General features: G+C 61.3%; 15 protein-coding genes. 9 read left to right on the top strand and 6 right to left on the bottom strand.

Going from position 1 to position 18,696, the window contains the following annotated elements:
• Positions 1 to 7 precede the first annotated feature (7 nt).
• The gene (locus AB7M32_RS13160) at positions 8 to 1,216 is read right to left on the bottom strand and encodes an ammonium transporter (RefSeq protein WP_454250140.1); all 1,209 of its coding nucleotides are present in this window, start codon (positions 1,214 to 1,216) and stop codon (positions 8 to 10) included.
• A 337-nt stretch (positions 1,217 to 1,553) separates the two neighbouring features.
• Between AB7M32_RS13160 and AB7M32_RS13155 the strand changes: the two genes are divergently transcribed.
• From AB7M32_RS13155 to AB7M32_RS13125, 7 genes are all read left to right on the top strand, one after another.
• Positions 1,554 to 1,868: a DUF883 family protein gene (locus tag AB7M32_RS13155; RefSeq protein WP_060738526.1), complete on the top strand. Its 315-nt coding sequence runs from the start codon at positions 1,554 to 1,556 to the stop codon at positions 1,866 to 1,868.
• A gap of 2 nt (positions 1,869 to 1,870) precedes the next feature.
• The gene (locus AB7M32_RS13150) at positions 1,871 to 2,260 is read left to right on the top strand and encodes a phage holin family protein (RefSeq protein WP_060738527.1); all 390 of its coding nucleotides are present in this window, start codon (positions 1,871 to 1,873) and stop codon (positions 2,258 to 2,260) included.
• The gene (locus AB7M32_RS13145) at positions 2,257 to 2,592 is read left to right on the top strand and encodes a hypothetical protein (protein WP_060738528.1); all 336 of its coding nucleotides are present in this window, start codon (positions 2,257 to 2,259) and stop codon (positions 2,590 to 2,592) included. The genes AB7M32_RS13150 and AB7M32_RS13145 overlap by 4 nt, the downstream gene beginning before the upstream one ends.
• Before the next feature lie 126 nt (positions 2,593 to 2,718).
• Positions 2,719 to 4,047, top strand: a complete 1,329-nt coding sequence (locus AB7M32_RS13140; RefSeq protein WP_053183171.1) for a deoxyguanosinetriphosphate triphosphohydrolase — start codon at positions 2,719 to 2,721, stop codon at positions 4,045 to 4,047.
• A gap of 444 nt (positions 4,048 to 4,491) precedes the next feature.
• Complete coding sequence (locus AB7M32_RS13135; RefSeq protein ID WP_014337291.1) at positions 4,492 to 5,118, top strand: response regulator transcription factor; 627 nt, start codon at positions 4,492 to 4,494, stop codon at positions 5,116 to 5,118.
• A 9-nt stretch (positions 5,119 to 5,127) separates the two neighbouring features.
• On the top strand, positions 5,128 to 8,748 hold the full coding sequence (locus AB7M32_RS13130; protein WP_454250139.1) for a transporter substrate-binding domain-containing protein: 3,621 nt from the start codon (positions 5,128 to 5,130) through the stop codon (positions 8,746 to 8,748).
• A gap of 112 nt (positions 8,749 to 8,860) precedes the next feature.
• Positions 8,861 to 11,809, top strand: a complete 2,949-nt coding sequence (locus AB7M32_RS13125) for an HD domain-containing phosphohydrolase (protein ID WP_454250138.1) — start codon at positions 8,861 to 8,863, stop codon at positions 11,807 to 11,809.
• Here AB7M32_RS13125 and AB7M32_RS13120 read toward each other — a convergent pair whose 3' ends face one another.
• Both AB7M32_RS13120 and AB7M32_RS13115 read right to left on the bottom strand, forming a co-directional pair.
• Positions 11,810 to 12,292: a GAF domain-containing protein gene (locus AB7M32_RS13120; RefSeq protein WP_072408013.1), complete on the bottom strand. Its 483-nt coding sequence runs from the start codon at positions 12,290 to 12,292 to the stop codon at positions 11,810 to 11,812.
• Positions 12,289 to 13,179 (bottom strand): ATP-binding protein, encoded by an 891-nt coding sequence (locus tag AB7M32_RS13115; protein ID WP_158457105.1) that lies wholly within the window; start codon positions 13,177 to 13,179, stop codon positions 12,289 to 12,291. Before AB7M32_RS13115 ends, AB7M32_RS13120 begins: the two co-directional genes overlap by 4 nt.
• A gap of 163 nt (positions 13,180 to 13,342) precedes the next feature.
• On the opposite strand from AB7M32_RS13115, the gene AB7M32_RS13110 reads away from it, so the two are divergent.
• On the top strand, positions 13,343 to 15,664 hold the full coding sequence (locus tag AB7M32_RS13110) for a response regulator (protein ID WP_454250137.1): 2,322 nt from the start codon (positions 13,343 to 13,345) through the stop codon (positions 15,662 to 15,664).
• Here AB7M32_RS13110 and AB7M32_RS13105 read toward each other — a convergent pair.
• The 3 genes from AB7M32_RS13105 to msrB form a co-directional block, all read right to left on the bottom strand.
• Positions 15,648 to 16,109: a MarR family winged helix-turn-helix transcriptional regulator gene (locus tag AB7M32_RS13105; protein WP_454250136.1), complete on the bottom strand. Its 462-nt coding sequence runs from the start codon at positions 16,107 to 16,109 to the stop codon at positions 15,648 to 15,650. The genes AB7M32_RS13110 and AB7M32_RS13105 overlap by 17 nt on opposite strands.
• A complete protein-coding gene (locus AB7M32_RS13100; protein WP_454250135.1) occupies positions 16,106 to 16,591 on the bottom strand; it encodes a glutathione peroxidase in 486 nt (161 codons plus the stop codon). The genes AB7M32_RS13105 and AB7M32_RS13100 overlap by 4 nt, the downstream gene beginning before the upstream one ends.
• A 272-nt stretch (positions 16,592 to 16,863) precedes the next feature.
• Positions 16,864 to 17,256: a peptide-methionine (R)-S-oxide reductase MsrB gene (gene msrB, locus AB7M32_RS13095; protein WP_123342053.1), complete on the bottom strand. Its 393-nt coding sequence runs from the start codon at positions 17,254 to 17,256 to the stop codon at positions 16,864 to 16,866.
• 220 nt (positions 17,257 to 17,476) lie between these two features.
• On the opposite strand from msrB, the gene AB7M32_RS13090 reads away from it, so the two are divergent.
• Positions 17,477 to 18,688, top strand: a complete 1,212-nt coding sequence (locus tag AB7M32_RS13090) for a pyridoxal phosphate-dependent aminotransferase (RefSeq protein ID WP_018603142.1) — start codon at positions 17,477 to 17,479, stop codon at positions 18,686 to 18,688.
• Positions 18,689 to 18,696: the final 8 nt, after the last annotated feature.

Genomic DNA, 18,696 nt, shown 5'->3' with positions numbered 1-18,696 from the left:
GCAACGATCAGTCCTGGCTGACCGCACCGATCTTGTGAATCGACAGGTCGGCGCCGTAATACTCTTCTTCCTGGGTCAGGCGCAGCCCCAGCACGGCCTTGATCGCGCCATAGACCGCGAACCCACCGGCCAAGGCGACGACAACGCCCAACGCCGTGCCGATCAACTGGCTGATCAGGCTGACCCCGCCCAGGCCGCCCAGGGCACCCTGGCCAAAGACGCCACAGGCAATGCCACCCCAGACCCCGCACAGCCCGTGCAGCGGCCAGACGCCGAGCACGTCGTCGATCTTCCACTTGCCTTGGGCCGCCGTGAAGCACCAGACGAACAAGGCACCGGCAATGGCACCGGTGGCCAGCGCACCCACCGGGTGCATCAGGTCGGAACCGGCACAGACCGCCACCAACCCGGCCAGCGGGCCGTTGTGCAGGAAGCCGGGGTCATTGCGCCCGACAATCAATGCCGCCACGGTACCGCCCACCATAGCCATCAACGAATTGACCGCCACCAGCCCGCTCACCCCAGGCAGGGTCTGCGCACTCATCACGTTGAAACCGAACCAGCCGACAATCAGGATCCACGAACCCAAGGCCAGGAATGGAATGCTCGAAGGCGCGAACGCCACCAGGCGACCGTCCCGGTAGCGGCCATTACGCGGCCCGAGCAAAAGCACCGCGGCCAACGCCAGCCAGCCGCCCATGGCATGCACCACCACGGAACCGGCGAAGTCATGGAAACTGGCGCCGAACCGAGCTTGCAACCAAGCCTGCACGCCAAAATTGCCGTTCCAGACCAAGCCTTCGAATAACGGGTAGACAAACGCCACGATCAACACCGTGGCGCACAACTGCGGCGCGAACCGCGCGCGCTCGGCAATACCGCCGGAAATGATGGCCGGGATCGCGGCGGCAAAGGTCAACAGGAAGAAAAACTTCACCAGGCTGTAGCCATGATCGGTGCTGAGTACCGTCGCCGGCTGCAGGAAGGTCACGCCGTAGGAAATCCAATAACCGACAAAGAAATAGGCCAGGGTCGAGACCGCGAAATCGCTGAGGATTTTCGACAGCGCATTGACCTGGTTCTTCTGCCGGACCGTCCCCACTTCAAGGAACGCGAAGCCGGCATGCATGGCCAGGACCATGACCGCGCCGAGCAGGATGAACAGCGTGTTGGAGCTGTGGACCAGACTGTCCACGGCACTTTGCATATTTTCCATGGTGTTGGCAGACCTGAAAAGTTGAAAAAAGCACCAAACCGGCTCGCTCATCCCACGGACGCACCAAGTTGAAACGACTCATTGGCCGCAAGCAGGCCAATGATCTTTTTTGGTGCGTCAGAGCGGATAAAACAAAGTCCCGCTTCGTGGTGCTTCGCGGGTTTTGATTATTTGGTTAAGGTTTTACGGGCTTTCGCCCAGCTTCAGCGCACCGGCACAGGCTGACGCACCAGTACATGGCAGAAGCCTGAGCAAAAGTTGTACCAGTCACTTGCACTGAACCTTCCGGCAAGGCTCATACTCGAACGTTTCAGACGTCACTTACGGAGATTCACCCATGGCCAGAACCCAGGCAAAGACTGCTCAAGAAATCCTGATGGAAGATTTTCAGACGCTGGTCAGCGACACGGAGCGCTTGCTCGATCACACCGCGACGCTGGCAGGCGATCAAGCCGATGCGCTGCGCGGCCAGATCCACGAAACCCTCCTGCGCGCCCGCGAAACGCTCAAGCTGACCGAAGACTCCATGCGCGAACGCGGCCAGGCTGCCGTAGTCGCCACCGAGGAGTACGTACAGGCCAACCCTTGGCAATCGGTAGGCATTGCCGCGGGCGTTGGTTTTCTGATTGGTCTGTTGGCGACACGGCGCTGATCATGGGTATCGACGAATCCGGCTCGTCCGAAGCGGGCACACAACCCACAGCGCGCCGCTTGGGCGCAGCGTTTCTTGGCTTGCTGCACAGCCACGTCGAATTGTTCGGCATGGAGTTGCAGGAACAGAAGGCACGCACCGTCAGCCTCCTGCTGTTCGCCGGCCTTGCGCTGGTGTTCGGTTTGCTGCTGCTGGTCGGGCTTTCGGCGCTGGTGCTGATCCTGGTATGGGACACCTATCGTCTGTCGGGCATTATCGGCCTGTGCCTGTTCTACCTGCTGGCGGCCCTGTTCTGCGGTCTTCGGCTCAAGGCGGCGATCTACGACGAGTCCTCTCCTTTCAACGCCACCCTCGAAGAACTGGCCAATGACCGGGAGCGCCTACTGCCATGAGTCTGCCTGATATTCCTCAAGCCCGGACACGACAGGAAATGCGCAAGGCCCTGGTGCGCCTGCGCATGGAAATGCATCGCCAGGAAATCCGTCAGGAGACACGCCAATTGCTGCAACCCCTGCATCGGGTGCGCGGCTTGACGCAAAGCTGGCACGAAGGTTTCGGCATCAAGCATGCGCCACTGTGGGGCGTGGCGGCAGTGTCCCTGCTCGGCTTCCTCACCGGCAAACGGACCCGCCATGGCGGTGGCGGTGGCTTGACAGGCCTGATCCGTCTGGCAACGACATTGCTGCCGTTGGTCAAGCTGGCCAAGGACCTGCGCAAACCCTGACGACCGACACCCTGTGGCGAGTGCCACAGGGTGATGTATCCGGTCTGTGCAGGCCCATAGCCCTTGCAGGGCGACCCACGAACCGGGAAGCTAGGGCATCGACATTATCGAACGGAGCAACCGGCCTTGGATTGGCATACCCTGCTGACTCGCGAACGTCTCGGAAAACCGCTGCACAGTCCGCAAGAGCTCGGCCGTAGTCCCTTCCACAAGGACCACGACCGCATCATCTTTTCCGGTGCCTTCCGCCGTCTGGGGCGCAAGACGCAAGTGCATCCGGTTTCCAGCAACGACCACATCCACACGCGCCTGACCCATTCCCTGGAAGTCAGTTGCGTCGGGCGCTCCCTGGGCATGCGCGTGGGAGAAACCATCCGCAATGCCCTGCCCGACTGGTGCGAGCCGAGCGACCTGGGCATGGTGGTGCAATCGGCCTGCCTGGCCCACGACATAGGCAACCCGCCGTTCGGTCATTCCGGCGAGGACGCCATTCGCTACTGGTTCCAGCAGGCCGCCGGGCGGGGCTGGCTTGATGCGATGAGCGAAGCCGAACGCAACGACTTCCTCAATTTCGAGGGCAACGCCCAAGGCTTCCGCGTCCTCACCCAGCTTGAATACCATCAGTTCGACGGCGGAACCCGGCTGACCTACGCCACCCTCGGTACGTATCTGAAATACCCATGGACCGCCCGCCACGCCGATTCCCTGGGCTACAAGAAGCACAAGTTCGGTTGCTACCAGAGCGAACTGCCACTGCTGGAGCAGATTGCCCACAAGCTCGGTTTGCCACAGATCGAGGATCAACGTTGGGCACGGCATCCACTGGTGTACCTGATGGAGGCCGCCGATGACATCTGCTACGCGCTGATCGACCTGGAAGATGGCGTGGAGATGGATCTTCTGGAGTACCCACAGGTGGAATCGCTGCTCCTGGACCTGGTGGGCGACGATCTTCCGGACACCTACCGGCAACTGGGGCCGCTGGACTCGCGGCGGCGCAAACTGGCGATCCTGCGAGGCAAGGCCATAGAACACCTGACCAACGCCGCCGCCCGGGCGTTTGTCGAGCAGCAGGAAGCGTTGCTTGCCGGCACGCTGCCAGGGGACTTGGTGGAACATATGCACGGCCCGGCAAAACGCTGCGTGTTGAATGCCAAGGACATGGCGCGCCGGAAAATCTTCCAGGACAAGCGCAAGACCCTGCACGAAATCGGCGCCTACACCACGTTGGAAATCCTGCTCAACGGCTTTTGCGGCGCAGCCCTCGAACAGCACGGCGGCCGCACGCCTTCGTTCAAGAATCGCCGCATTCTCGACCTGCTGGGGAACAATGCGCCGGATCCCAACGGCCCTTTGCATGGCGCATTCCTGCGAATGATCGACTTCATCGCCGGCATGACCGACAGCTACGCCAGCGAAATGGCCCAGGAGATGACAGGCCGCACGCGCCAATAAAAGGCAGCGTTGGCAGCATTTCGAAAAATGTGGGAGCGAGCTTGCTCGCGATGACGGATGCACATCCTGCACCGATGCGCACCGATCCATCGCCATCGCGAGCAAGCTCGCTCCCACAGGGGGGCGGTGCATGTCGATTTGTAGCGTCACCCCAGAAGAAGTTTGAAGTAGATAAATAATGTATGGCTTACACAAACCTCGCTTAAAACGCTTCCTCTGTTTGCACAAACAACACAATCAAAGAAATATCCCTTCACACACAGCCAACACCTCCCACCTCTTATTGTCATCCACCTACTAAAAAACCGATTACATCGTAATATCTTGCCTCTTTTTTTGTAGGAAACTTCTGAAATTGAAGTTGCATGCCCGTCTCTTCGTACGACCCTGGCTATAAGTGGGCTAAGGTGCGCGCTTTATTCAAGTTCGCAGGGTAATTTATTCATGAACTCCGTTTTCATTGTCGACGATCATCCGGTCATCCGCCTCGCCGTTCGCATGCTTCTGGAACATGAAGGCTATAAGGTCGTGGGAGAAACTGACAACGGCGTCGACGCGATGCAAATGGTGCGCGAATGCATGCCAGACCTGGTTATCCTGGACATCAGCATCCCCAAACTTGACGGGCTGGAAATTCTGTCCCGCTTCAACGCCATGACCACGCCGCTCAAGACACTGGTGCTCACGGCACAGTCGCCGACGCTCTTCGGTATCCGATGCATGCAATCCGGTGCCTCGGGTTACGTTTGCAAACAGGAAGACCTCAGCGAACTTGTCAGCGCGATCAAAGCGGTATTGTCCGGCTATAACTATTTCCCCAGCCAGGCGCTGAACCCGGTACGCCCGGATGATCCACGCAGTATAGAGCTGGACCTTTTCAAAAGCGTCAATGACCGCGAACTGATGGTACTGCAACTTTTTGCCCAGGGCCGAACCAACAAGGAAATAGCCAAGGGGATGTTTCTCAGCAATAAAACCGTCAGTACTTATAAAAAACGCCTGATGCAGAAACTCAAGGTCAAGTCCTTGGTCGAGCTGATCGAAATGGCGAAGCGCAACGCGCTGGTGTGAGAAAACAGGATGCTCAGACGCATAACCGAATGTCTCCTGCTGATCAGCGCAGCGTTATATACAGGAGTGCTCGCGGCGACACCGGATGCGCCCGGGCAATACACGCTGCTGGGGCGCTCGTCCATGGCCCAGGCCGAGATCAAGCTCGATGATGTTCACCGCGCCTGGCTAAAAAGCCGGCGGGAACTGGTCCTGGGCACTTCCGCACCGGATTACCCGCCCTTCGATCTCTCCGCCAGCGGACGCGACTACGAAGGCCTGACCGCCGACTATGCCGACATCCTCGCCAAGTCCACCGGCTTGCCCATGAGAGTCCTGCGTTTCGCCTCCCGTGAGGCAGCCATGGCGGCGCTCAAGGACGGGCAAATCGACATGCTTGGCACCGCCAACGGTTTCGAGGCCCGCGACCCCGACATTACGCTCTCGACGCCGTACGCAGTGGACCAACCCGTTCTCGTTACCCGAACGAATGAAAGCCGATCCCTGAACGAAGACCTCAAGGGTTTGCGCCTGAGCATGGTCTATCACTACCTGCCGCTGCGGGAAATCGAAAAACTCTACCCCAAGGCAATCATCACCACCTATCCGTCCTACCAGAACGCTATCAATGCCGTCGCCTTTGGCCAGGCCGATGTATTTCTCGGCGATACCCTGTCCACCCACTACATGATCAACAAGGGTTACTTGAGCAACATTCGCATGGCCAGCTTCGGCAAACATGAATCCTATGGATTCGGCTTCGCCGTACGCCGTGGCGATACCCGTTTGTTGGAGATCATCAACGCGACGCTGAACCAGGTCCCCATCGCCGAACAGACAGCCATTGCCAAGCGTTGGAGCGCAGGCAGCGACCTGTACCTCACGGACCACCGGGTACAACTGACCGACCGCGAGCAACGCTGGCTGGCCAGGCATCCGGTGGTCAGGGTGGTGGTGAACGAAACCTCTGCCCCCTTCACCTTCTTCGATCCGGACGGCGATCTTCGCGGCATCAGCGCCGACCTGCTGGAGCTGATCCGGCTGCGCACCGGCCTGCGCCTGGACATCCAGCGCCGCCAGAACGACAGTGAAATGATTGCCGCGGTCCTCGACGATCAAGCCGACATGATCGCGGCGCTGTTGCCCAGCAGTGAGCGGCAACGCCAGTTGAAATTCAGCCGCCCCTACGTCGACAGCTCGTTCGTCCTGCTGACCCGCAAGGCGTCCGACACGCCTACCACGCTCGATCAGTTCGGCCACGCCAGCCTGGCGATCGCCACCGGCAATCCGCTCGTTGAATGGCTTCGCAGTCAGTACCCGAGCATCCGGATCATCGAAACGGACGGTCCCTTGCGCGCCGTGGAAATGCTTGCCCATGGCCAGGTCGACGGCAGCGTGAACTCGCAGGTGATGGCCAACTACTTCATCTCCTCCCATGCGTGGCGGGACAGGTTGCAGATCAGCAGCACGGTGGGCACCCAACAGGCACTGTTCGCGCTCGCCACGGCCAAACACGCCAGCGAGTTGAACGCCATCCTCGACAAGGCCCTGACCAGCATCGACCCCGACGAACTGGGCATCATCAACAGCCGCTGGCGCGGTTACGTCTCGCCCTCGGAACACACCTGGCGCACTTACAACCGCCTGTTCTTCCAGGTCGTCGCGGGCGTCGGCCTGTTACTGCTGCTTTCCCTGGCGTGGAACGCCTACATGCAGCGCCAGATCAGGCAACGTCAACGGGCGGAACTGGCCCTCAACGATCAACTCGAATTCATGCATTCGCTGCTCAATGGCACCCCCCACCCCATCTACGTGAGGGATCGCAACGGCATCCTGCAGAGCTGCAACGACAGTTACCTGGAAGCGTTCAACGCCAGGCGCGAAGACGTCATCGGCAAGGACTTGATGCCAGGTTCCATGAGCAACGCCTTCGAAGCGCAGGAGTACCAGGCGGACTACCAGCGCGTCATGGCCGAAGGCACCGCCCTGATCGTGGACCGTCCCCTGCACATCGGCGACCGGAAACTGACGATCTATCACTGGATCCTTCCCTACCGAAACTCCGCCGCGCAAGTGCAAGGCATCATCGGCGGCTGGATCGACATCAGTGAACGACGGCAGCTGTTCGAGGAACTGCGCGCATCCAAGCAACGGGCCGATGACGCGAACCGCGCCAAAAGCACGTTCCTGGCCACCATGAGCCATGAAATCCGCACCCCGATGAACGCAGTGATCGGCATGCTCGAGCTGGCCCTGAAACACGCCGACAAGGGCCACGTGGACCGTTCGACCATCGAAGTCGCCTACGAATCGGCCTCCGGCATGCTCGAACTGATCGGCGATATCCTGGACATCGCCCGTATCGAATCCGGCCATCTGAGCCTGGCTCCCGAACGCGTCAATCTCAGGACCCTGCTGCACTCGGTCATACGGGTCTTCGAGGGCGTGGCCCGGCAGAAGAACCTGGCGTTGTCGCTGCAGCTCGATGCCGTCGAGGGCGACCGTGACGTGTTGATGGACCCCTTGCGGTTCAAGCAGGTGCTGTCGAACCTGATCAGCAATGCCCTCAAATTTACCGAGCAGGGCCAGGTCGTGGTCAAGGTCCGGCTATCGCCAACCGAGCGGGACGACGTCCTGCACATGCATCTGGAGGTCAATGACAGCGGTATCGGCATCGGCCCGGCAGACTTGCAACGCTTGTTCAAGCCGTTTGCCCAGGTCGATAACACCAGCCGAATGGTCCGCAAAGGCGCGGGACTGGGGCTGGTGATCAGTCGCAACCTGTGCCGGATGATGGGCGGCGACCTGCATATGAGTAGCCAACCCGGCGTCGGCACCCAGGTCCAGGTCCACCTGCAACTGACCGTCCTGTCGACGGCGCCGGTTGGCGTTCCACTCGAACCGGTCATCGAAACGGCCCAGGCCGCCTTGAACGTCCTGATCGTGGACGATCATTGCGCCAACCGCCTGCTGATGTCCCAGCAATTGGAATACCTCGGCCATCACTACCGGGTCGCCCACGATGGTGCCCACGGGCTCGAGGTCTGGCGCAAAGGCCATTTCGATCTGGTCATTGCCGATTGCAACATGCCCATCATGAGCGGGTACGAACTGGCCCGATCGATTCGTCGCGATGAGTCCGAACAGCGACGGCCGCCCTGCACCCTCCTGGGGTTCACCGCCAATGCTCAACCGGAGGAAAAACAACGCTGCCTGGACGCTGGAATGGATGACTGCCTGTTCAAACCGATCAGCCTGAGCGCCTTGAGCCAGTGGATCAAGACGGTCAAACCCGTCGCTTACCCAGCGGCTTTCAGCGTGCACAGTCTCCAGGCGTTGACCGGCGGCGACCCTTCGTCCAACCGGCGCCTGCTGGCGGAGTTACTCAGCAGCAGCCGCGCGGATCGCCAGGAGTTGCTCGACGTCGCCCAGGGTGCAAATCGCCAAGCGCTGACCGAAACGGCGCACAAGATAAAAGGCGTCGCCCGCATCGTCCAGGCGACCACCCTGATCCAGCGGTGCGAGGCGCTGGAGCAGGCATGTCGTCTGGCACAGGCACCTGAACGAATCAGCGCCTGCATCGACGCCCTCGACCGCGCCATGACCGAACTGGAGCAGGCCCTGGAAACGGAGATCGCCAAGGCAAAATAATCCAGCGTTTACTATGCTATTCGCTCAGCAGTGCGTACCTGGGGGGGTCTCGATCGGTTTCCCTTGCACGCGGAAACACCCATCGAGCCCCCTGACACTTGGAGTGACTGCAATGCCCAGCGCACCGCGTCCGGACAAACGCCGGTTCCCCCTGCATGTCCACATCAGCGTGATGTTTACCCTGCTTTTGTTGTTGACCGGGGTGGTGCTGGGTATTTTCAACTACCGGCAAACCACGCAAATCATCCTGTCCAGCAGTGAAAAACTGTTCAACCGCATTGAACAGGAAGTGCGCCTGGACTTGTATGACACCTACGAACCCATCCGCCACCTGCTGGGCCTGCTGGCCGACTACCCGGCGATACGCACGCCGCAGATGGCGCAACGCATGGCCCTGCTCGTGCCCTTCAGCCAGGCATTGCGGGACAACCCGAACCTGGCGTCGTTGTACCTGGGCGATCAGCGCGGCAATTTCCTGATGGTCCGGCCATTGCGCACCCCCGCCCTGAAAACCGCCCTGCGGGCCCCCGCCGAGGCGGCCTATCAAGTCTGGACCGTCGAGCGGGCCACCGAGCAAGGCCCGGTCCATTCCCAGTCACTGTTCTACGACGAGACCCTGACACTCATCGATCGCCGGGACATGGCCGACGAAACCTACGATCCGCGCAGCCGCGCCTGGTTTCGCAGCGCCGTCGGCAGCGCCGAGCAGATCACCACCGAGCCCTACGTTTTCTTCTCCACGCACAACGTCGGCACCACCCTGGCCCGGCGCAGCGGCGAGCAGGCGGTCATCGGCGCCGACCTGACCCTGGCGGCCCTGTCCCAGACCCTGGCCAAGCACAAGGTGACCACCGGCACCGAGATCGTGTTGCTCGATCCCAAGGGCAACGCGGTGGGTTATCCCGACAGCGACCGGCTGCTCGCCGATGCCCAGTCGGCGCGCCTGATCAAGGCCCGCGACCTCAACCCGGCCATCGCCGCCGTCCTCGACGACAACACTGACACGACCCGCCTGGAAGCGGCCGGACGCCAGTGGATCGTTTCGCGCAGCCACATGCAGGAAGGCGGGCCCCAAGGCCTGGAACTGGCGTTGCTGGTGCCTGAGGACGAGCTGCTGGACGACGCTTATCGCATACGTTGGCAAGGCGCGCTCATCACCCTTGCCACCCTGTTGCTGTGCCTGCCCCTGGGCTGGCTGACGTCCAGGATCCTGGTCAAGCCCTTGCGCGAACTGGTGCGGGAGGCCGACGCCATTCGCAGCTTTGACTTCAACTACCCGGTGTCCCGCCGCTCCCCGGTGCTGGAGGTCGATCAGTTGAGCGTCTCGATGGCACGCATGAAAGAGACCCTGGCAAGTTTCTTTGAAATCACCGCCAGCCTGCGCGCCGAAACCCGCTTCGCCCCGTTGCTGGAGCGGGTGTTGTTCGAAACCGTGAAAATCGGCCAGGCCCAGGCCGGCCTGATCTACCTGCGCGAGAACGACGAAAACCGGCTCAAGCCCTATGGGCTGGTGATCGATGGAACCCCCAGGGACCTAGACGCCTTCAAGCTGCGCAGTCATGAGCTACAGGCAGGCGATAGCCCGCAATGGCTCCAACAACTGGCCGTCTCGGACAATCTCGTGACCTCCCTGGGCTTCGAGCAGGCGGCGGACCTGCAAGGCATCCTGCAAGCACTGGACTCGCCTCGGGTCCACCTGATCGGCATCCGTCTGTGCAATCGCCACCAGGAAACCGTCGGCGTATTGGTGTTGCTGATTACCGACAGCGGCACCGAAGCCGACCTGGAAAAACTCCAGCCCGACCGCATCGCCTTCCTGCAAGCCGTGTCCGGCGCCGCCACCGTGAGCATCGAGGGCCAGCGCCTGCAAGCCAAGCAAAAGCAACTGCTGGACGCTTTCATCCAACTGCTGGCCGGCGCGATCGATGCCAAGAGTCCCTACACCGGCGGCCATTGCCAGCGAGTGCCGGTCCTGACCCTGATGCTCGCCCAGGCCGCCGCTGCCAGCCAGGCCCCGGCGTTCAGCGCCTACCGGCCCACGGAGGATGAATGGGAAGCCCTGCACATCGCCGCCTGGCTGCACGATTGCGGCAAGGTCACCACCCCCGAGTACGTCGTCGACAAAGCCACCAAGCTGGAAACCCTGAACGACCGGATCCACGAGATACGCACCCGTTTCGAAGTGCTCAAGCGCGACGCCTGGGTCGATTACTGGCAGGCCGTGGCAAACGGCGGCGAGTCGTCATCCCTGGCACGACAGCGTGACGCGACATTGACGGCCCTGGATGACGACTTTGCTTTCGTCGCCCGCTGCAACCTGGGCTCCGAAACCATGGCCGAGGCCGATCTGCAACGCCTGCGACACATCGCGCAACGCCCGTGGACCCGGACCCTCGATGATCGCCTGGGGGTTTCCTGGGAAGAAAACCGGCGCCAGGCCCGCACGCCCAAGCCGACACTGCCGGTCACCGAGCCGCTGTTGGCGGACAAGCCCGAACACCTGTTCGAGCGCCACGCGGCCGAGCTGATCCCGGCGGACAACCCATGGGGCTTCCAGCTCGATGTGCCGGCCTGGAAATACAACCGAGGCGAGCTCTACAACCTGAGCATCACGCGAGGCACGCTGACTCGCGAGGAACGCTACGTCATCAATCATCACATGGTGCAGACGATCCTGATGCTCAGTCAGTTGCCCTTCCCCAGCCACCTGAACAACGTGGCGGAGATCGCCGGCGGTCACCACGAGAAAATGGACGGCAGCGGTTACCCCAAGCGCCTCAAGCGCGAGGAGATGAGCCTGCCGGCACGGATGATGGCCATCGCCGACATTTTCGAAGCACTGACGGCGGCCGACCGGCCCTACAAGAAAGCCAAGACGCTGAGCGAGGCCCTGGGCATCATGGCCACCATGTGCCGTGACGCCCATATCGATCCCGAACTGTTCTGGCTGTTCATCGAAGAAAAGATCTACCTGAGCTACGCCGAGCAGTTCCTCGACCCGCACCAGATCGACGAGGTTGACCCCGACAGCCTGCTGGTCAAGGCCGGGCTGAAGGCATGATCAGCAATCCGTCAGGCGCAGGAATATCGCAGCCAATGCTTCAATGCCAGCTTGATCATGCTCGGTAAAACGCGCCAGTTTCGGACTGTCCAGGTCAAGCACGCCGATCAGGCGCCCGTCCTTGACCAGCGGCACCACCAGTTCACTGTTCGATGCGCTGTCGCAGGCGATGTGCCCGGCGAAGGCATGGACATCTTCGACGCGCTGGGTCTGCCGGGTCGCTGCCGCCGTGCCACACACGCCACGGCCAAAGGGAATCCGCACACAGGCGATCTGGCCCTGGAACGGCCCCAGGACCAGCTCTTCGTTGCGATTGAGATAGAAGCCGGCCCAGTTCAGGTCGTCCAACTGACTGGACAGGAAGGCCGAGAACTGCGCGGCGTTGGCGATGAAGTCACGCTCATCGGCCAGCAAGGATTCCAACTGTGCCGATAACAAGTCGTAGCCATCGAGGCCTGCACCGGTGCCCTTCAAATCGATCATGCCTTGTGCTCCAACAATTTCAGGCCTACCCAATAACGGGCAAACTGATAAGCGCAACGTCCGTTGCGGTTGCCGCGACCGGTTGCCCAGCGCACCGCCAGCACATCCAGCGCCTCGTCGCGCTGCCAGGCCAACCCGGCCTTGGCCGCCAGTTCGCCGATCCAGTGCTCCACGACGTTGAGGAAATGCTCCTGGGTAAACGGATAAAACGACAGCCACAAGCCGAAGCGGTCGGACAAGGCGATCTTGTCCTCCACCGCTTCGCTGGGGTGAAGTTCGCCGTCGACCCGTTTCCAATTCTCGTTGTCGCTCTCCTTTTCCGGCACCAGGTGGCGACGGTTGGAAGTGGCATACAGCAGCACGTTGTCCGGCGCCTGCTCCAAGGAGCCATCCAACACACTCTTGAGCACGCGGTAATCGCCTTCGCCGGACTCGAACGACAAGTCATCGCAGAACAACACGAAGCGCTGCGGCAGTTTCGCAACCTGCTCGACCACCCGAGGCAGATCGGCCAGGTGATCGCGTTCGATCTCGATCAACCGCAGGCCATGCGAAGCATGTTCGGCCAACAGGGCGCGCACCAGGGACGACTTGCCGGTGCCACGCGAGCCCCAGAGCAAGGCATGGTTGGCGGGCATGCCATCGATGAACTGCCGGGTGTTGCGGCCCAGTTGTTCGACCTGGCGATCCACGCCGATCAGGTCCGACAGGCGCATATCGAGGCTGACGTGCAGCGGCAACAGGTAGCCACTGCGCCCGTCACGCTGCCAGCGGGCGGCCAGGGTCTGGGTCCAATCGATGGCGGGCCGGGGCGCCGGCAGCAAAGGCTCGATCCGGGCCAGCACGGCATCGGCACGCTCAAGAAAAGCATTCAATCGCGAGTCCACGTCTTTTCCTCGGAAAGGTTCACAGTAATGATGGCGCTCCAACAACGAAACGCCTTATCCAATGGCGGGTCTACTTCACACAATACACACCGGCCGCACCGGAATTCAGAGATGATCAGCTATGCTTGACCGGCGAAGGGAAACGTAAGTGGTTCATCACTCAATGGACATCAGATTCACCCAACGGCTTTCCTATAAGCAGGCCCGCCTGACTGTCCTCGTGGGCTTCGTGTTGGGCACTTTGCTCAGCCTGATGCAGATCGGCATCGATTATGCCAGCGAAGACGCGTCGATCAACCGTGAAATCCTGTCGCTGCTGGAAATCAGCCACAACCCGGCCTCGCGCATCGCCTACAACATCGACGCCGAACTCGCCCAGGAACTGGCCATGGGCCTGTTGCGCTCACCGGCCATCATCGGCGCCGAGCTGATCGACAACAACAATACCGTGCTGGCCAGCGTCAAGCGGCCCGAGCTGCAAAGCAGCTACCGGTTCATCAGCGACTTCCTGTTCGGTGCCCAGCGCCAGTTCGAGGACCGGCTCTACCTGGACCACTTGCCCGGCGAATCCCTGGGCCTGCTGCGACTGGACGTCGACACCTATGCGTTCGGCAGTCGTTTCCTGCGCCGCGCCGAGGTCACCTTGCTCAACGGCTTCGCCCGCAGCCTGATTCTGACCGGCCTGCTGCTGGCGCTGTTCTACGTGATGCTGACCAAGCCTCTGGTGCGGGTCATCCGCGAACTGAGCAGCCGCGACCCCAGCAGCAGCGAACAGAACCGCCTGGAATGCCCTTCCGGCCACCAGTCCGATGAAATCGGCGTGCTGGTGTCCGTCGCCAACCAGCAGTTCGAAAATATCTCCACGGAAATCCAACAGCGGCGCACCGCCGAAAATCGCCTCACCGAATACCTGGCGCAATTGGAAAACATCGTCTCGGCACGCACTGCCGAACTCAAGGCCATCAACGCCCGCCTCAGCCAGTCCAACGAAGAGCTGGAGGTGGCCAGGCGCACGGCCCTGGATATGGCCGAAGCCCGCTCCGTATTCCTCGCCAACATGAGCCACGAGATCCGCACGCCGCTCAACGGCCTGCTGGGAATGATCGCGCTGTCCCTGGACGGTCCCCTGACGGCCGAACAACAGCAACAGCTCTCGATCGCCCATGACTCGGGCAAGGTCTTGGTCGAGTTGCTCAACGACATCCTCGACCTGTCGAAATTCGACGCCGGGCAACTGGAGCTCGAACGCATCCCGTTCGACCTCGGCGCCCTGGTGGAGGATACCGCCAACCTGCTTTCCCAGAACGCGGCCCCCAGTGTCGAGCTGGCCTGCCTGATCGATCCCCGGTTCCCGGCGCAGGTGCTCGGCGACCCGACCCGGGTACGCCAGATCGTCAGCAACCTGCTGTCCAACGCACTGAAGTTCACACGTTTCGGCCGGGTCGACGTGAAGTTGAGCCATTACGAAGGCGGCGTGCGAATCGAAGTCTGCGACACCGGTATCGGCATTCCCCAGGAAGCCCAGGCGAGAATCCTGCAGCCGTTCACCCAGGCCGGCGCCGGGATTACCCGCCAGTTTGGTGGCACCGGCTTGGGCCTGGCACTGACCTACAATCTCTGCGAAGCCATGCAGGGCCGATTGACGATCAGTTCCGAAGCGGGCTTTGGCAGTCAGTTCTGCGCAGACCTGCCCCTGCCCTGCCATCTCCCTGCCACACCGGTCGAACCGTTGCGCGGCAACGTCGTCGCTATCACCGCCAGCAGCAGCGGCCTGGCCGAGTTGCTGGGTATGTTGTTGCCGGGATGGGGTCTGGATTATGTGCAGCGCTCCATCGATGACGGGCTGTTGGGACTCAAGCCTGACGTGCTGATCACCGACTGCCCGGAATGCCTGTTCAACCTGCGGCCGACCTTTGACGCACCGATCCTGCTGGTGACCGCCTATGGCAGCTTCATGCCCGGCGAAGAGGCCGCCGCCCTCGCCCCGTTGATACAACAGGCCCGACCGCTGGCGCGCCATGCGCTGTACCAGATTGTGCGGCGCTCCATGCAAAGCGAGGCGACCACCATCAACGACGCACAGATCGAAACCCTGACGCCGTCCAAGCGTGGACGGGTGCTGCTGGTGGAGGACAATCCGGTCAACCAACTGGTGGCCAAGGGCATGCTGGTGAAACTGGGCTGCGAAGTCACCGTCGCGGCCCACGGCGTCGAAGCCCTGGATCAACTGGAACAGCGAGCGTTCGACCTGGTGTTGATGGACTGCAATATGCCGGTGATGGACGGTTACGAAGCCAGCCGGCAGATTCGCCGCAGCGGGCGTTGGTCGGACCTGCCGATCGTTGCGCTGACGGCCAACGCGATGCCCGAAGAACGCGAGCGCTGCCGGGCCTCCGGCATGAACGATTACCTGTCCAAGCCGTTCCGCCGCGAAGAGCTGGCAGCCGTGCTGGACCAGTGGGTGCCCACTACGTCAGCGCTTTGATCTGGCCCAGCAGATGATCGAGACCGTCTCGCAACGCGCCTAGGCGGTCCAGATCGACCCCGCTGTCGCATAACAGGCGGGCCTTGAGCGGACCGACCTGTTCGCGCAAAGCCCGCCCCGCAGCCGACAGGCTCAAGTGTACCTCGCGCTCGTCCCGGGCCGAACGCTGGCGTTGGACCAGGTCCAACTGTTCCAAGCGCTTGAGCAGCGGCGTCAGTGTGCCGGAATCCAACAGCAAACGGTCACCCAGGGCTTTGACCGTCGGTTGTGACGGAGCCGTGTCCTGCCATTCCCACAACACCAGCATGGCCAGGTATTGCGGATAGGTCAGGCCAAGCTGATCAAGCATCGGCTTGTAGCCACGAATCACCGCACGCGAAGCGGCGTACAGCTTGAAGCACAACTGGCTGTCGAGCTTCAGCGAATCGGCTGATAGGTCATTCATTTGAGCAGCGCTTCGATCTCGCCGGTCAGGTCCTGGGGCTTGGTAGTCGGGGCAAACCGCTTGACCACCTGACCGTCCTTGCCGATCAGGAACTTGGTGAAATTCCATTTGATGCCTTTGGACCCCAGCACGCCGGGTGCACGCTGTTTAAGCTGGACGAACAGCGGATGGGCGTTGGCGCCGTTGACTTCGATTTTCTTGAACAGCGGAAAGCTCACGCCGAAGTTCAGCTCGCAGAACTCGGTGATCGCCCCTTCATTGCCCGGCTCCTGCTTGCCGAACTGATTGCAGGGAAAGCCCAGCACCACCAGGCCCTGGTCCTTGTAGGTCTGCCACAACGTCTCAAGTCCCTTGTATTGCGGAGTGAACCCGCACTGGCTGGCCGTGTTGACCACCAGCACGGCCTTGCCGGCGAAATCGGCGAGGGTCTTTTGCTCACCCTTGATGGTGGTGCACGGGATGCTCAGCAGGTTGTCGCTCATGGCAAGGCTCCGAATGTGTTGGACAGGCGGTGAAGATAGCGAGCGATTCAATTGTGTGCAATTTAATAATTCGAAACCATGGTCTGTAGAACCTCCGGGCTCTTGCTTCCGTTCGGCGGCACTGTAGGAGCTGCCAAAGGCTGCGATCTTTTGACCTTTCACTTGAGACTCAAGTGCCTGGGGAAAGATCGCAGCCTCGCTTCGCTCGGCAGCTCCTACAGGCTCACCGGGAGCAAGCGCCCTTGCCATAGGGAGATGGCGGTGAACAGTCCCTACCGAGGCACGAGATCCAGGCACACCGAGTTGATGCAGTAGCGCAACCCCGTGGGCGGCGGGCCGTCGGGGAAGACGTGGCCCAGGTGGGCATCGCATTTGGCGCAGACCACCTCGGTGCGAATCATGCCGTGGCTGACGTCCCGCACCTCCACCACCGCGCTGCCTTCGATCGGCGCGTAGAAACTCGGCCAGCCACAGCCCGAATCGAATTTGGTCTGCGAATCGAACAACGGCTCGTTGCAGCAGATGCAGTGATACACACCGTCGGTCTTGGTGGCGTTGTATTTACCAGAGAATGGCCGCTCGGTGCCCTTCAACCGACAGACGTTGTACTGCTCCGGGTCAAGCATGGCGCGCCATTCTTCAAGGGTTTTTTCCAACTTTTCCATCGTCCTACCTCGGCAATTGAAAAAGCCCGATCCGGCGCTTTTCCGCAGATCGGGCGGCACGTATGATTGCGCCTCGTCAGATGCCAGTCTGGCAGTCACGTCACGCGCATTCAAACGGATTGTGGCGCCTATACCGCGTCAGGCCTGGGCACAGACGCAGGATTCCCAGTACGGTAGTTCATACGCCGCCTGGATCGTTCATTTTCGGGAACACATCGCCATGCAGGTCAGCAAATCGAACAAGCTCGCCAACGTCTGCTACGACATTCGCGGCCCGGTGCTCAAGCACGCCAAGCGCCTGGAAGAGGAAGGTCATCGCATCCTCAAGCTGAACATCGGCAACCCGGCCCCCTTTGGTTTCGAAGCGCCCGATGAAATTCTCCAGGACGTCATCCGCAACCTGCCGACCGCCCAGGGCTACAGCGACTCCAAGGGCCTGTTCAGTGCGCGCAAGGCCGTGATGCAGTATTACCAGCAGAAGCAGGTCGAAGGGATCGGCATCGAGGACATCTACCTGGGCAACGGCGTGTCCGAGTTGATCGTGATGTCCATGCAGGCCCTGCTCAACAACGGCGACGAAGTGCTGGTGCCGGCACCGGACTATCCGCTGTGGACCGCCGCGGTGAGCCTGTCCGGCGGCAACCCGGTGCATTACCTGTGCGACGAACAGGCCAACTGGTTTCCCGACCTGGCGGACATCAAGGCCAAGATCACGCCCAATACCAAGGCACTGGTGATCATCAACCCGAACAACCCGACCGGTGCCGTGTACTCCCGGGAAGTGCTGCTGGGCATGCTGGAACTGGCCCGCCAGCACAACCTGGTGGTGTTCTCCGACGAGATCTACGACAAGATCCTTTACGACGACGCCGTGCACGTGTGCACCGCCTCCCTGGCGCCGGACCTGTTGTGCCTGACCTTCAACGGCCTGTCCAAGTCCTATCGGGTCGCCGGTTTCCGCTCCGGCTGGATCGCCATCTCCGGGCCCAAGCACCATGCACAGAGCTATATCGAAGGCATCGACATGCTGGCCAACATGCGCCTGTGTGCCAACGTGCCGAGCCAGCATGCGATCCAGACGGCGCTGGGCGGCTACCAGAGCATCAATGACCTGGTTCTGCCCCAGGGCCGGCTGCTGGAGCAGCGCAATCGGACCTGGGAATTGCTCAACGACATTCCCGGCGTCAGTTGTGTCAAACCGATGGGCGCGCTGTATGCCTTTCCACGGATCGACCCGAAGGTCTGCCCGATCCATAACGATGAAAAGTTCGTCCTCGACCTGCTGCTGTCCGAGAAGCTGCTGGTGGTCCAGGGTACGGCGTTCAACTGGCCATGGCCGGACCACTTCCGCGTCGTGACCCTGCCACGGGTCGATGACCTCGACCAGGCCATTGGCCGGATCGGCAACTTCCTCAAGTCCTACCGTCAATAAGCCGGGCA

The organism is Pseudomonas sp. R151218B TE3479, from assembly GCF_053629195.1.
Note: the sequence above shows the minus strand (reverse complement) of the source record. Positions and strands in the feature narration are given on the sequence as shown.